Annotated in this window: 12 protein-coding genes; 7 read left to right on the top strand and 5 right to left on the bottom strand. The window is 61.3% G+C overall.

Translation table 11 applies throughout. The annotated features are described in order from the left end of the window. The first annotated feature begins 153 nt into the window (after positions 1–153). The 5 genes from J2X43_RS07505 to J2X43_RS07485 all read left to right on the top strand — a co-directional run bounded on the left by J2X43_RS07505 (position 154) and on the right by J2X43_RS07485 (position 5,654). Entirely contained in the window at positions 154–1,167 is a 1,014-nt protein-coding gene (locus tag J2X43_RS07505; RefSeq protein ID WP_112387634.1) for a carbohydrate ABC transporter permease, read from the top strand. A gap of 1 nt (position 1,168) precedes the next feature. Further along, complete coding sequence (locus tag J2X43_RS07500) at positions 1,169–2,335, top strand: carbohydrate ABC transporter permease (RefSeq protein ID WP_310292862.1); 1,167 nt, start codon at positions 1,169–1,171, stop codon at positions 2,333–2,335. 36 nt (positions 2,336–2,371) lie between these two features. Next, the gene (locus tag J2X43_RS07495) at positions 2,372–4,024 is read left to right on the top strand and encodes an alpha glucosidase (protein ID WP_310292859.1); all 1,653 of its coding nucleotides are present in this window, start codon (positions 2,372–2,374) and stop codon (positions 4,022–4,024) included. A 19-nt stretch (positions 4,025–4,043) separates the two neighbouring features. Continuing rightward, positions 4,044–5,132 (top strand): ABC transporter ATP-binding protein, encoded by a 1,089-nt coding sequence (locus tag J2X43_RS07490; RefSeq protein WP_112513939.1) that lies wholly within the window; start codon positions 4,044–4,046, stop codon positions 5,130–5,132. Positions 5,133–5,300: 168 nt separating this feature from the next. Beyond that, complete coding sequence (locus J2X43_RS07485; protein ID WP_112514332.1) at positions 5,301–5,654, top strand: hypothetical protein; 354 nt, start codon at positions 5,301–5,303, stop codon at positions 5,652–5,654. Between the two features lie 58 nt (positions 5,655–5,712). Here the strand turns inward: J2X43_RS07485 and edd are convergent, their stop codons facing one another. From edd to J2X43_RS07460, 5 genes are all read right to left on the bottom strand, one after another. Next, positions 5,713–7,533 (bottom strand): phosphogluconate dehydratase, encoded by a 1,821-nt coding sequence (gene edd, locus J2X43_RS07480; RefSeq protein ID WP_310292853.1) that lies wholly within the window; start codon positions 7,531–7,533, stop codon positions 5,713–5,715. 64 nt (positions 7,534–7,597) lie between these two features. Beyond that, a complete protein-coding gene (gene pgl, locus J2X43_RS07475) occupies positions 7,598–8,296 on the bottom strand; it encodes a 6-phosphogluconolactonase (RefSeq protein WP_310292850.1) in 699 nt (232 codons plus the stop codon). A gap of 11 nt (positions 8,297–8,307) precedes the next feature. Further along, on the bottom strand, positions 8,308–9,783 hold the full coding sequence (gene zwf, locus J2X43_RS07470; RefSeq protein ID WP_112387641.1) for a glucose-6-phosphate dehydrogenase: 1,476 nt from the start codon (positions 9,781–9,783) through the stop codon (positions 8,308–8,310). A gap of 135 nt (positions 9,784–9,918) precedes the next feature. After that, on the bottom strand, positions 9,919–11,217 hold the full coding sequence (locus tag J2X43_RS07465; RefSeq protein WP_310292845.1) for an FAD-binding oxidoreductase: 1,299 nt from the start codon (positions 11,215–11,217) through the stop codon (positions 9,919–9,921). Positions 11,218–11,230: 13 nt separating this feature from the next. Continuing rightward, positions 11,231–12,667, bottom strand: coding sequence for a glutamine synthetase family protein (locus J2X43_RS07460; RefSeq protein ID WP_112387643.1), 1,437 nt, complete (start codon positions 12,665–12,667; stop codon positions 11,231–11,233). 174 nt (positions 12,668–12,841) lie between these two features. Between J2X43_RS07460 and J2X43_RS07455 the strand changes: the two genes are divergently transcribed. Together J2X43_RS07455 and J2X43_RS07450 are read left to right on the top strand one after the other, a co-directional pair. Next, complete coding sequence (locus J2X43_RS07455; protein WP_310293761.1) at positions 12,842–13,975, top strand: NAD(P)/FAD-dependent oxidoreductase; 1,134 nt, start codon at positions 12,842–12,844, stop codon at positions 13,973–13,975. 152 nt (positions 13,976–14,127) lie between these two features. Next, positions 14,128–14,271: a hypothetical protein gene (locus J2X43_RS07450; RefSeq protein ID WP_310292842.1), complete on the top strand. Its 144-nt coding sequence runs from the start codon at positions 14,128–14,130 to the stop codon at positions 14,269–14,271. Positions 14,272–14,394 lie beyond the last annotated feature (123 nt).

The raw sequence follows: 14,394 nt of genomic DNA, 5'->3' as shown, positions 1-14,394 counted from the left end.
CGCTGCTGCGGGTTCCCCGCGGCAGCCCGGAATGCAGGGCCGGATTCGCAAAAGGATCCGGCCGGCACCGGAACTGTGGTCAAACACCTTGAAGAAGTTGACGCAGGCCGGTGTAAGCCCTTCAGATAGACTAGGGTAGCAGGGGAGGGACGAATGCTATCGCAGATAGTTTCCGCTTTGGGCGTGGTGGTCGTGGCGGTTTTCGCCTGCTCGGCCTATTTCTATTTCTCGAACAAGATTTTGGATCTGGCGCTGCCGGTCAGGGATGGTGATATCCATTCCGCCGCGCGCAATCTCAATCTTCGCGGCATGATCCGCCCCTGGCTTTTTCTCGGCCCGGCGCTTTTCCTGCTGATCGTCTATCTCGTCTATCCCGTGATCGCGACCTTCATTCTGTCCTTCTATGACAGATCAGGTTCGAATTTCGTCGGTTTCGCCAATTACACCTGGGCGCTCAGCGACCGCGAATTCCGCCAGTCGATCTTCAACAACATTCTCTGGCTCGCCGTCGTGCCGGCCGCCTGCACCTTCTTCGGTCTCGTCATCGCCGTGATGACCGACCGCATCTGGTGGGGCAATATCGCGAAAAGCATCGTCTTCATGCCGATGGCGATTTCCTTCGTCGGCGCTTCGGTCATCTGGAAGTTCATCTACGAATATCGCGGCGGCAACGACGTGCAGATCGGCCTCCTGAACGCCATCGTCCAGATGTTCGGCGGCACGCCTGAGGTCTGGATCTCGGTTCCGTTCTGGAACAATTTCTTCCTGATGGTCATCCTCATCTGGATCCAGACCGGCTTCGCCATGGTCATCCTGTCGGCCGCGCTTCGCGGTATCCCGGAGGAGACGATCGAGGCGGCTGTCATCGACGGCGCCAATGGCTGGCAGATCTTCTGGCGCATCATGGTGCCGCAGGTCTGGGGCACGATCGCCGTCGTCTGGACCACCATCACCATCCTCGTCCTCAAGGTCTTCGACATCGTTCTGACGATGACCAACGGGCAGTGGCAGACGATGGTGCTTGCGAACCTGATGTTCGACTGGATGTTCCGCGGAGGCGGGGATTCCGGCCGAAGTGCGGTTATCGCGCTGATCATCATGCTGGCCGTAACGCCGATCATGGTCTGGAACGTCCGTCGCGCCAACCGCGAACTCGGAGGGCACTGAGATGACCTTGTCAGGAAGCTTCTTCAAGATCGGCCCGGCCCGTCTCTTCGTTCACGCCTGCGTTCTCCTGATCGTCATCATCTGGCTGATCCCGACCCTCGGCATCTTCGTCAGCGCGCTGCGCGATAAGGATCAGATCGTCGTGTCGGGCTGGTGGACGTCCTTCGTCGGCTCCACCCGCACGGTGGCCGCCCGCGTCGGCGCCGCTGCCGATCAGAAGCAGGAAGGCCCGCTCTATGTCATCTCCGGCAATGTGTTGCAGGGCGATCTGGCCGGTCGCGCAATCAGCGCCTTCGGCACGCGCATCCAGCAGCCGTCGGCCTACAAGGTCGGCGAGAACGCCGATCTCGGCGATGGTCTCAACCTGCAGGTCAACACCGACGGCACCTACCGCTATATCAAGACCGCAGCCTTCACCGATGACGATGCCGGCCGCCGTGTTTACGTCGCGATCTCGACCCCGCCGGAATTCACGCTTGATAACTACAAGACGGTTCTGACGGGCGAGGGCATCGGCCAGTCCTTCATCAACTCGCTGACGGTGACGATCCCGGCGACGATCATCCCGATTCTCATCGCGGCCTTTGCGGCCTACGCGCTGAGTTGGATGGAGTTTCCGGGCCGCGCGCTGATCATCGCGCTGGTGGTGGGCCTCATCGTCGTGCCGCTGCAGATGTCGCTGATCCCGCTGCTCCGGCTCTACAATATCGTTGGCGCGGCACTCGATGCACCATCGAAAACCTATCCCGGCATCTGGCTGGCGCATACCGCCTTCGGCATGCCGCTCGCCATCTATCTGCTCCGCGCCTATATCGCGGGGCTGCCCAAGGAGATCATCGAATCCGCCCGTGTCGATGGCGCGACCGATTTCGAGATTTTCGTCAAAATCGTTCTTCCCTTGTCCTTCCCGGCACTCGCGTCCTTCGCGATCTTCCAGTTCCTGTGGGTGTGGAACGACCTGCTCGTCGCCATGGTCTTCCTCGGCACCGACAGGCAGCATCTCGTGCTCACCGGCAGCCTCAACGCGCTGCTCGGTTCGCGCGGCGGCAACTGGGAAATCCTGACGGCCTCGGCCTTCGTCACCATCATCGTTCCGCTGCTCGTGTTCTTCGGGCTGCAGCGATATCTGGTGCGTGGCCTGCTGGCGGGTTCGGTCAAGGGCGGCTGATCCAATCCCAAGACCTGACTTCGCATAGGAAAAGACATGAGCGTGGCATCTCAACCCAATTTGGCTGACGACAAGGACTGGTGGCGTGGCGCGGTGATCTATCAGATCTATCCGCGCTCCTACCAGGACTCCAATGGTGACGGCATCGGCGACCTGAAGGGCATCACCGCCCGGTTGCCGCATGTTGCTGCTCTCGGCGCCGACGCCATCTGGATCTCGCCGTTCTTCACCTCGCCGATGCGCGATTTCGGCTATGACGTATCGGACTACGAAAACGTCGATACGATCTTCGGCACGCTCGTGGATTTCGACACCCTGATCGCCGAGGCCCACCGCCTCGGCGTCAAGGTGATGATCGATCTCGTCATCTCGCATTCGTCGGACCAGCATCCGTGGTTCGTCGAAAGCCGGTCGAGCAAGACCAACGCCAAGGCCGACTGGTATGTCTGGGCCGATGCCAAGCCCGATGGTACGCCGCCCAACAACTGGCTTTCGATCTTTGGCGGTTCAGCATGGGCGTGGGATCCGACGCGCATGCAGTATTACATGCACAATTTCCTGACCTCGCAGCCGGATATGAACCTCCACAATCCCGAGGTTCAGGACCGCCTGCTCGATGTCGTCCGTTTCTGGCTGAAGCGCGGTGTCGACGGCTTCCGTCTGGATACGATCAACTTCTATTTCCACGACAAGCAACTGCGCGATAACCCGGCGCTGGCGCCCGAGCGCCGCAATGCGTCCACGGCACCGGCCGTGAACCCCTATAATTTTCAGGAACACCTCTACGACAAGAACCGCCCTGAGAATATCGACTTCCTGAAGCGCTTCCGTGCCGTGCTCGAAGAGTTTCCGGCGATCGCCGCCGTCGGCGAAGTCGGCGACAGCCAGCGCGGCCTGGAGATCGTCGGCGAATACACGTCCGGCAATGACAAGATGCACATGTGCTATGCCTTCGAGTTTCTGGCACCCGATCCGCTCTCGCCTGAGCGCGTCGAAGAGGTGATGAAGGATTTCGGCGCTGCGGCGCCCGATGGCTGGGCCTGCTGGGCTTTCTCGAACCACGACGTCATGCGCCATGTCAGCCGCTGGGGCTCGCTGGTGTCGGACCACGACGCCTTCGCCAAACAATATGCATCGCTGCTGATGACGCTGCGCGGTTCTGTCTGCCTTTATCAGGGCGAGGAGCTTGGCCTCACCGAGGCTGACCTTGCCTATCAAGACTTGCAGGATCCCTACGGCATCCAGTTCTGGCCGGAGTTCAAGGGCCGCGACGGTTGCCGTACCCCGATGGTCTGGGACAGCCAGGTTGCGCAGGGCGGTTTCTCCACCGTCAAGCCATGGCTGCCGGTTCCGGTTGAGCACATCCTGCGCGCCGTCAGCGTGCAGCAGGGCGACGAGAACTCGGTGCTCGAGCACTACCGGCGCTTCCTCGCCTTCCGCAAGCAGTTCCCCGCCTTCGCGAAGGGCGAGATCGCTTTCGAGGAGCCGCAGGGTGACGGCCTGATTTTCACGCGCGAATACGGCAACGAAAAAATGCTCTGCGTGTTCAACATGGGTGCTGCTGAAACGCTCATTACGTTGCCGGATGGTGACTGGCAGGCGTTGACGGGCCACGGCTTCACCAGCAATAACTATGGCGGAAAAATCGATATTCCGGCGTGGGGCGCTTATTTCGCCCGGCTCGCCTAAAAATCAGAGGGAGGCACTGATGACGGGACTGTCGCTTAAGGAAATTCGCAAGTCATATGGTTCCGTGGACGTTCTCCACGGCATCGACCTGGAGATCAAACAGGGCGAATTCATCGTCTTCGTCGGTCCCTCCGGCTGCGGCAAGTCCACGCTGCTGCGCATGATCGCCGGCCTTGAGAACATCACCGGCGGCGACATGTATATCGATGGCCAGCTGGTCAACGATGTGCCGCCGTCGAAGCGCGGTATCGCCATGGTGTTCCAGTCCTATGCGCTCTATCCGCATATGACCGTTTACGACAACATGGCCTTCGGCATGAAGATCGCCGGTGAGAACAAGCAGGAGATCGATCGCCGCGTCCGCGCTGCCGCCGACAGCCTGCAGCTCGGCAAGTATCTCGACCGTCTTCCGAAGGCTCTGTCCGGTGGCCAGCGCCAGCGTGTTGCCATCGGCCGTGCCATCTGCCGCAATCCGAAGGTCTTCCTCTTCGACGAGCCGCTGTCCAACCTCGACGCCGCGCTGCGTGTTGCCACGCGCATCGAGATCGCCCGGCTCAACGAGCAAATGGCCGATACGACGATGATCTACGTCACCCACGACCAGGTCGAGGCGATGACGCTGGCGGACCGCATCGTCGTGCTCTCGGCAGGTCATATCGAGCAGGTCGGGGCACCACTGGAACTCTACGAGCGTCCGGCAAACCTCTTCGTCGCCAAGTTCATCGGCTCTCCGGCCATGAACATCATCCCGGCAACCATCGCGGAAGCCGGTAGCACGACGACGGTCACTCTCACCGGCGGCAAATCGGTTACTCTCGACATCCCGACCGCCGCTTCCGAAAAGGGCAAGTCCGCCAGCTTCGGCGTCCGCCCTGAGGATCTCGAGATCGCCAGCGGCGATGCCTACCTCTTCGAAGGCGAAGTCTCGATCGTCGAAGCGCTCGGCGAAGTGACGCTGCTTTACATCGAAGGCTTGGTTCCGGGCGAGCCGATCATCGTCAAGCTGCCCGGCACGATCGACATCAAGAAGGGCCAGAAAATGCGCTTCTCGGCCGATCGCCAGAAGCTGCATCTCTTCGATGCCGAAGGCCGCACCTACCGTCGCTGACAGCCAAAATTGGGGGCTTTTTCACGAAGCCCCCGAAGCCCTCCGTTCGACACTTTCTGTTAAGTCGGCGCTGCTAGCATTTCCCCATTGTATCGAGTGGGGAATAAGGTCGTGGGTGTATCAAATCCATCGCCATCAGGGCATTTTTTGAACAAGGAAGAATCCTTCATGTATGACCGCGAACAGCGGTTCAAAATGGAGGACACGATGAACGCGGCGCGTCTCGAATATACCGAGAAGGGCGTCATGCACATGGCCTCGCGCCGTTGCGATATCGTTCGCATCTCGATGAGCTCGGCGGTTCTCGCCATCCTGACGCAGTTCAATCTGCCCAAGCAGTTCTATCTGGACATCCCGGATGCACGCATCACCAAGGTCGGCTGCATGTTGATGCGGGTGAATGCCAACAATACTGTGGAAGTCCGCTTCCTGCGTCTGCTGACGCAGAAGGAACTCAACAAGATCTTCGTCTACAGCACGCATCCGGCGCATCGCGACTATGTCCTCGACGTTCGCGGCTGATCAGGGCTGCAGGACCTGAAAAGAAAAAAGCCCGCGAGTTGATCGCGGGCTTTTTCGTTTAGTGGAAGAGGACGCTCGCTCCGTGATCGGAGGCGCCGACCGCGCGGCGGAACGGCGCGAAGAGCTCGCGGCCCATGCCCCATTCGTTTTCCGAAAGATCGGCCGTCACCGGCTCGCGTTCGGCCATGGTTGCGGCATCGACGAGCACCTCAAGCGTGCCGCGGATGGCGTCGAGACGAATGATGTCGCCATCCTGGATGCGGGCGATCGGACCGCCTTCGACGGCCTCCGGCGTCACATGGATCGCTGCCGGAACCTTGCCCGATGCGCCGGACATGCGCCCGTCGGTCAGAAGCGCGACGCGGAAGCCGCGGTCCTGCAGCACGCCGAGCGGCGGCGTCAGCTTGTGCAGCTCCGGCATGCCGTTGGCCTTCGGACCCTGGAAGCGCACGACAGCGACGAAATCGCGGTTGAGCTTGCCTTCCTTGAAGGCGTCCTGCAGCTCCTGCTGGCTGTGGAAGACGATTGCCGGGGCCTCTATGATATGGCGATCCGGCTTTACCGCCGAGATCTTGATGACCGCCTTGCCGAGATTGCCGCGCAGCATCTTCAAGCCACCATTCGCCTGGAAGGGCGTCTCGATGCTGGCAAGCACCTTCGGATCATGGCTCTTCTCGGGGGAGGGCTCGCGGACGACGGTGTTGTTGTCGCCGAGGCGGGCGTCGATCGTGTAGGCTTCGAGGCCCTGACCGGCGACCGTGCGCACGTCGCCATGCAGCATGCCCTGCTTCAGGAGCTCCTTGATCAGGAAGCCCATGCCGCCCGCAGCGTGGAAGTGGTTTACGTCGGCGAGGCCGTTCGGATAGACGCGGGCAAGCAGCGGGATTTCTTCCGAGAGCTCGGCGATATCCTGCCACGTCAGCTGGATACCGGCCGCGCGCGCCATGGCGACGAGATGCAGCGTGTGGTTCGTGGAACCACCCGTCGCATGCAGGCCGACAACGCCGTTCACCACCGACCGCTCGTCGATCATCTCGCCTGCCGGCGTGAATTGGTTGCCGAGCGCCGTGATGGCGAGCGCCCGCTTGGCGGCTTCACGCGTCAGCGCTTCGCGCAGCGGCGTGCCGGGATTGATGAAGGAGGAGCCGGGCATATGGAAGCCCATGATCTCCATCAGCATCTGGTTGGAATTGGCAGTGCCGTAGAAGGTGCAGGTGCCCGGGCCGTGATAGGACTTGGATTCGGCTTCCAGCAGTTCTGCGCGGCCGACCTTGCCTTCGGCATAGAGTTGGCGCACGCGCGACTTCTCGTCGTTCGGCAGTCCCGTCGTCATCGGCCCGGCGGGCACGAAAATTGACGGCAGGTGGCCGAAGGAGAGAGCGGCGATGACAAGCCCGGGAACGATCTTGTCGCAGACACCGAGGAAGAGCGCCGCATCGAACATGTTGTGCGACAGGCCCACACCTGCAGACATGGCGATCAGATCACGCGAGAAGAGCGAAAGCTCCATGCCCGGCTGGCCCTGGGTCACGCCATCGCACATGGCAGGCACGCCGCCTGCGACCTGCGCAATGCCGCCAGCCTCGGCAGCCGCCTCACGGATGATTGCCGGGTAGGTCTCGAACGGCTGGTGGGCCGAGAGCATGTCGTTATAGGCGGTGATGATACCGAGGTTCGGAACGCGGTCGCCGGCGAGCGCATCCTTCTCGGCGGGGGAACAGACCGCGAAGCCGTGCGCAAGGTTTGCGCAGCCGAGGATAGACCGGACGGCACCCTTCGATGCCGCGCCGCGCAGGCGCTCCAGATATCGCTCGCGTGTCGGCTTCGATCGCTCGACGATGCGGGAGGTAATCGCAGAAATGCGTGCGTTAGCGGACATGGGAGTTATCCTGCCTTGGTTGCTGTTCAAATTGTCTGTTCGCGGCTCGCCCGAAGGCTTGGTCTTACGGAGCCCAGTAGATATCGACCGGCGTTGCCGCCCGCCGCAGCACGGCCCGGATCGGCATCTCTGCCTCGTCTCCGGCGCCTTCAGCCTTCGTCAGCACGTCCTTCTTGCCCTGGCCTTCGATATGAAGCACCAGGAGCTTGGCATCCTGAAGGCTGGAGAAGGTGAAGGTCAGGCGCGGCTCGCCGGCATCCTGCGCTTCCATAGTGATGATGCCGCGCGGCGTCTTCGGATCGAGCGCGACCGCAAGATTGTTGCCGCCCGGGAAGAACGAAGCCGTATGGCCATCGCCCCCCATGCCGAGGATGACGATATCGAACGGATTGCCGACCGATGTCGTCTCTGCGCTGGCAAGCTTCGCGGCACTTTCCGCGGAGCCCGTGTTGTGGAAGAGCGGCAGGAACCGCGCTGCTTTTGCCTTGTTCTGCAGCAGGTTGCTGGCAACCAGCAGATGGTTCGAGCGGTCGCTGGTTTCAGGCACGAAGCGCTCGTCGACGAGCGTGATCGTTACCTTCGGCCAGTCGAGGTCGCGCGTCGAAAGCGCCTGGAAGAAGGCTTTCGGCGTGGAACCGCCGGAAACGGCGATCGTAGCCGTTCCCTTCGCTGCAATCGCCTTGGAAAGCGTGTCCGCAACCTTGTCTGCAAGGTTGGCGGCCAGTTCCGCGGCATTGGCAAAAGCATGCATGGTCGCTGCCATCGCTCTCAATCCTAGATGTTGTCGTGCCAGGTGCGGCCGTCGCGCTCGATCAGCGCGATAGCCTGGCTCGGGCCCCAGGTGCCTGCGGTGTAACCCTGAACCAGCTGGCCGGTGGATTCCCAGCCCTTCAGGATCGGGTCGACCCAGTCCCATGCCGCCTCGACTTCGTCGCGGCGCATGAACAGCGTCTGGTTGGAGCGAATGACGTCCATCAGCAGACGTTCGTAGGCGTCCGGGTTGCGGACATGGAACGCTTCGGCGAAGCTCATGTCGAGCGAAACGTTGCGCAGGCGCATGCCGCCCGGACCCGGATCCTTGATCATCAGTGACTGCTTGACGCCTTCGTCAGGCTGCAGGCGGATGATCAGCTGGTTCTGGCTGATGCGGCCGGCCGACTGGTCGAACACCGAGTGCGGGATCGGCTTGAAGGTGATGACGATCTCCGACATGCGGCCGGCAAGACGCTTGCCGGTGCGGATGAAGAACGGAACGCCGGCCCAGCGCCAATTGTTGATCTCGGCCTTGATGGCGACGAAGGTTTCGGTGTTGGAAACGCCGCCTTCGAGTTCTTCGAGATAGCCCTTGACCGGGCCGGTGCCGGAGGCGCCGGCGCGGTACTGGCCGCGAACCGTCATCTGCTCGACATTCGAGGCGTTGATCGGCTTCAGGGCGCGCAGCACCTTCAGCTTCTCGTCGCGCACGGCTTCGGAATCCATCGAGGAGGGAACTTCCATCGCGGTCAGGCAAAGCAGCTGCAGGATATGATTCTGCACCATGTCGCGCAGCGCGCCTGCCGTATCGTAGTAACCGGCGCGGCCTTCGAGGCCGACGGCTTCTGCAACCGTGATCTGTACGTGGTCGATGTAGTTGGCGTTCCACAGCGGTTCGTAGAGGGCATTGGCAAAGCGCAGCGCCATCAGGTTCTGCACCGTTTCCTTGCCGAGATAGTGGTCGATGCGGAAGATCTGCTCTTCCTTGAAGGCCTTGCCGATGCTGTCGTTCAACGACAGCGCCGATGCGAGGTCGCGGCCGATCGGCTTTTCAACGACGATGCGGGTCGACTTGGTGATCAGCTTGTGTTCGTGGATCTTCTGCGAGATGTCGCCGAAGATGCCAGGCGCAACCGCGAGGTAGAAGGCGCGAACGCGATCCTTGCCGTCGTCGAGCAGCTTCTTCAGCTTGTCCCAGCCGGCGTCCGAACGGGCATCGACCGATACGTAATGCAGACGCTTGCAGAACTTTTCGACTTCCGCTTCGTCATATTCACCCTTCTTCAGATGCTCCTTGAGGGCGTCCTGGGCGAACTTGCGGTATTCTTCGTCGGTCAGCGGGCTGCGCGAAGCGCCGATGATGCGCGTCGGTTCGGTGAACTGTCCCTCGATCTGGCGGTGGTAGAGGGCGGGCAGGAGCTTGCGCTCGGCAAGGTCGCCACTGCCGCCGAAGACGACATAATCAAAGGGTTCAACGGGAATGATCTGGCTGCTCATGAGCTTTTCTCTCAATCAGTCTGGTTGGCGGCCGTTTTAATCTAATCGATTTAAAAAAGCCAGTGTGCGATGCAATGAATCTCTCGGGTCCCGGTTTTAAAGCGAATTGACCCGAGAGGAAATCCCGCAATCGCCCTAAAACTTGTCGCGCAGCGCGAACCAGGACAAGGCTAGGAAAAGCAGCGGTGCCCGCATGGCTGGTCCGCCGGGAAAGGCCGGGATATCGAGCCCTTTGAAGAGGTCGAGTTCCCCTGATTTTCCAAGAACCGTTTCTGCATAAAGTTTGCCGCAGTAATTTGACAGCATCACGCCATGGCCGGAATAACCGCCGATCGATGTCACATTCGGCATCACTTCGCGCACGAAGGGCTGCCGCGGCAGGGTGATGCCGACCGAGCCGCCCCAGGCATGGGTGATCTCGACGTCCTTCAATACGGGGTAGATCTCGGCGATCTGGCGGCGGATGTGCTCCGTGATGTCGCGCGGGTTGTCGGAGGTATAGGCCTCGCGCCCGCCAAACAGCAGCCGCCCGTCCTTCGACTTGCGGAAATAGCGCACGACGAAGCGCGAGTCGGCAACCGCTTCGCCGCCCGGCAGCACGGAGGGGAAGTTCTCCAGCGGCGCGGTGGCGCCGATGAAGGAGCGGATCGGCATGACGTGGCTTGCCGTCACCGGCTCAAGATTGCCGATGTAACCGTTGCAGGCAATCAGCGCCTTGTCCGCGGTGATCGTTCCCCTCGGAGTATCGATCTTCACCTTGCCGCCGTCATTGCGGACGGCGCTTGCCGGCGTCATCTCGAAGATCTGAGCGCCGGCATTGGCGGCGACGCGGGCAAGCCCGACCAGCAGTTTCAGCGGGTGGATATGTCCGGTGCCGGTGTCGCGCACGCCACAATGATAGCGCTTCGACCCCAGCCGCTCCTGCGTCTCTTCCCTGTCCATAAAGCGCACATGCGGATAATCGTAGCGCGAGGCTGCGATCTCGGCATTTTCGGCATATGAACGCTTGTAGCTCTCCTTGTGCGCCACGTTCATCTGCCCGGGCATGAACTCGATGTCGATCTGATGTTCGTTGGCGAAATCGAGCAGGTGCTTCTTTGCACCCTCCGCCAGGTCGAACAGCGCCTTGGAGCGCTCGTAGCCGATCTTCTCTTCGAGTTCCTCCGGCCACCAGCGCTGGCCGGTGCCGAGCTGGCCGCCGTTGCGGCCGGATGCACCGTCGCCGAAGCGGTTGGCATCGATGAGCACGACCGATACCCCCGCCTTGGCGAGATTGTAGGCCGCCTGCAGCCCGGTATAGCCGCCGCCGACAATGGCGACGTCACAGGTTCTGGATCCGTCGAGCTCCGGATAGGTCGGCCGCTCGCCCGCCGTTGCCTGATACCAGGAAACGCCGGGCGCGATCGGGCTCTGCCAGTCTTGCTTCACCGCCATGAGGAATGCCTCCTCACACGTTGAGCAGCAGGAACTCGCGCTCCCAGGGGCTGATCACTTCCATGAAGGTCTCGAACTCGCCGCGCTTGACGCCGGCATAGAGCCCGATGAACTCCGCGCCGAACACCTCTTCGAAGGCCGGCTCGTCTTCCATCAGCGCCACGGCTTCCAGCAATCCGCGCGGCAGGTCGATCGAGCCTTCGTTGGCGGCATCTTCCGTCGGTGCCGTCGGCTCGATTTCCTTCATGATCCCCAGCAGACCCGAAGCCAGCGAAGCCGCCAGCGCCAGATAGGGATTGGCATCCGAGCTCGGCAGCCGGTTCTCGACGCGGCGCGCCTGCGGATCGGAAACCGGAACGCGGAAGGCCGTCGTGCGGTTGTCGTAGCCCCAGGCGTTGTTCACAGGACAGGACATGTTCGGCGCCAGGCGGCGGTAGGAGTTGACGTAGGGTGCCAGCATCGCCAGCGCGCTCGGCACGTATTTCTGCATGCCGCCGATAAAGTGGAAGAATTCCTTCGAGGGTGAGCCATCCGGGTTGGAGAAGACATTCTTCCCCGTCTCCTCGTTGACCACCGACTGGTGGATATGCATCGCCGAACCCGGCTGCCCCTGCATCGGCTTGGCCATGAAGGTCGCGAAGATGCCATGCTTCAGCGCCGCTTCGCGGATCGTGCGCTTGAACATAAAGACTTGGTCGGCAAGCTCGATCGGATTGCCGTGGCGTAGGTTGATTTCGAGCTGCGCCGGACCTTCTTCGTGAATCAGCGTATCGATCTCGAGACCCTGCTTCTCCGAGAAATGGTAGATATCGTCGATCAGTTCGTCGAACTCGTTGATCCCGGCGATCGAATAGCCTTGTCCCCCGAGGATCGAACGGCCCGAGCGGCCCTTCGGCGGATGCAGCGGGTAGTCGGGGTCATCGTTGGTGGCGACCAGATAGAACTCGATTTCGGGCGCGACAACAGGCTTCCAGCCACGGGCGCTGTAGAGGCCCATGATGCGCTTCAGCACGTTGCGCGGCGTGTAGGACACTTCGCCGCCATCGGAATTGACGATATCGCAGATCACCTGCGCCGTCGGGTCGGTTTCCCATGGCACGACGGAGAGCGTCGAAAGGTCGGGGACCAGCTTGAGGTCGCTGTCGCGCGGCTCATAGCGGAAGCTTTCCGTCTCCTCGGGATAGGCGCCCGAGATCGTGTGGCGGTAGATCGCCGAAGGCAGGGCAAGCGAGGTGTTGGAGGTGAATTTCGATGTCGGCATCATCTTGCCGCGCGGAACGCCAGCGAGGTCGGGGGTGATGCATTCGATGTCTTCGATGCCGCGTGCCCGTAGCCACTGTGCCGCTTCCTTCCAGTTCGCTACGCCGCGCGACGACCCAGGGTCAGGGGGAGTCTTGATCGTGGGGCTAACGTTCTTGGCAGGCTTAAGCGTTGTCTTTTTTGGAGACATGACACACCGGTTACGTTGATCGGAAGGCCATAATAGCCAGAGTTTGGCAATTGGCGAGGGGGGTAGAGGCGTTGACTTTCGCCATTTGATAGAAAAAGAAGGCACACTTTACGGAAGGAAACCGGCTTGAGACGGAAGAGCGATGTGATCGTCATCGGCGCGGGCGCCGCCGGCATGATGTGTGCCATCCGCGCCGGCCAGCGCGGCCGCTCCGTTCTGGTTCTCGACCATGCCAAGACCCCCGGCGAGAAGATCCGTATCTCTGGCGGCGGCCGCTGCAATTTCACCAATATCCATGCAGGGCCGAAGAATTTTCTCTCCGCCAACCCGCACTTCTGCAAGTCGGCGCTCGCCCGCTTCACCCCCGCCGATTTCGTCGCCATGGTCGACAGGCACAAGATCGCCTGGCACGAGAAGGCGCTCGGCCAGCTGTTCTGCGATGACAGCGCCAAGGATATCATCCATATGCTGCTCGACGAGATGCGGGCGGCCGGCGCCGAATGGCAGTTGCGCACCGAAATCCTCGGTGTCGAAAAGACGGACGAAGGTTTTCGTGTCGATACTTCGGAAGGCGCCTACGAGTGCGCTTCCTTGGTGATCGCCACCGGCGGCAAGTCGATCCCGAAAATGGGCGCCACCGGCTTTGCCTATCGGATCGCCGAGCAGTTCGGGCTTCCGATGACCGAGACCCGCCCCGGCCTGGTGCCGCTGACGCTTGATCCGCTGCTGCTGGAAGCGATCGCGCCGCTCTCGGGCATCGCCGCTCCGGCTGAAATCCGCCACGGCAAGACGGCGTTCCGGGAAGCGCTGCTTTTCACCCACCGTGGCCTCAGCGGCCCGGCGATCCTGCAGATCTCGTCCTATTGGCGCGAAGGCGAGGGGATCACCGTCGATATCGAACCCGATGTCGATCTGCTCCAGCATCTGAAGAAAGCCAAGCAGACGAATGGCCGCCAGTCGGCGCAGACGGCGCTGGCGGACATCCTGCCGAAGCGTCTCGCCCAATACCTCGTCGAGCGCGAAGGCATTTCCGGCAACATGGCCGACCTCTCCGATAAGGCGCTGACGCGGCTTGCGGACGCCGCGCAGAAATGGACGGTCAAGCCGTCTGGCTCCGAGGGATACCGCACGGCGGAAGTGACACTTGGCGGCATCGACACATCAACGCTGGAATCGAAGACGATGGAAGCGAAGGCCGTTCCTGGCCTCTATTTCATCGGCGAATGCGTCGATGTCACGGGCTGGCTCGGCGGCTATAACTTCCAGTGGGCCTGGGCCTCGGGTTTTGCTGCAGGTGAATCCTTATAGGCTCGAATCCGGGCAAATAGATTCAAGACTTCTTAAGCCGGGTGCGCCATCGTGTCTCAATGGCAACGATGGAACAAGCTTCCCATTTAAAGCTTTACCGCACAGCCATTTTGATGGATTGTTACAGTATTGAGAAAAGTGAGGTCCTTTAGATGAATAGGAACACACGCCGCGCCCGCGCCATCGCAATCGCCCAGGCAAAGCCTGACACGAAACTCGCGACGCTCCGCTTTCTCATGCTCGCCACCGGCGCAACCGCTGCGATTATCGCCTTGGTGATCGCGCACGCCGTCTGACCTTTCCGAATTATCATATAATTTGCGGTCTGCCCTTGGCGTGCAGCCGCATGGCGTTGATCGGAAAGGCCATTTCAAACGATTTGGCTTATCCGAAAATTAATATCTCTTCTGTCACACTTG

The sequence above is a fragment of the Rhizobium sp. BE258 genome (genome assembly GCF_031457345.1).
In the GTDB taxonomy this organism is placed as follows: Bacteria; Pseudomonadota; Alphaproteobacteria; order Rhizobiales; family Rhizobiaceae; genus Rhizobium.
This window is presented reverse-complemented; position numbering and strand designations above follow the sequence as displayed.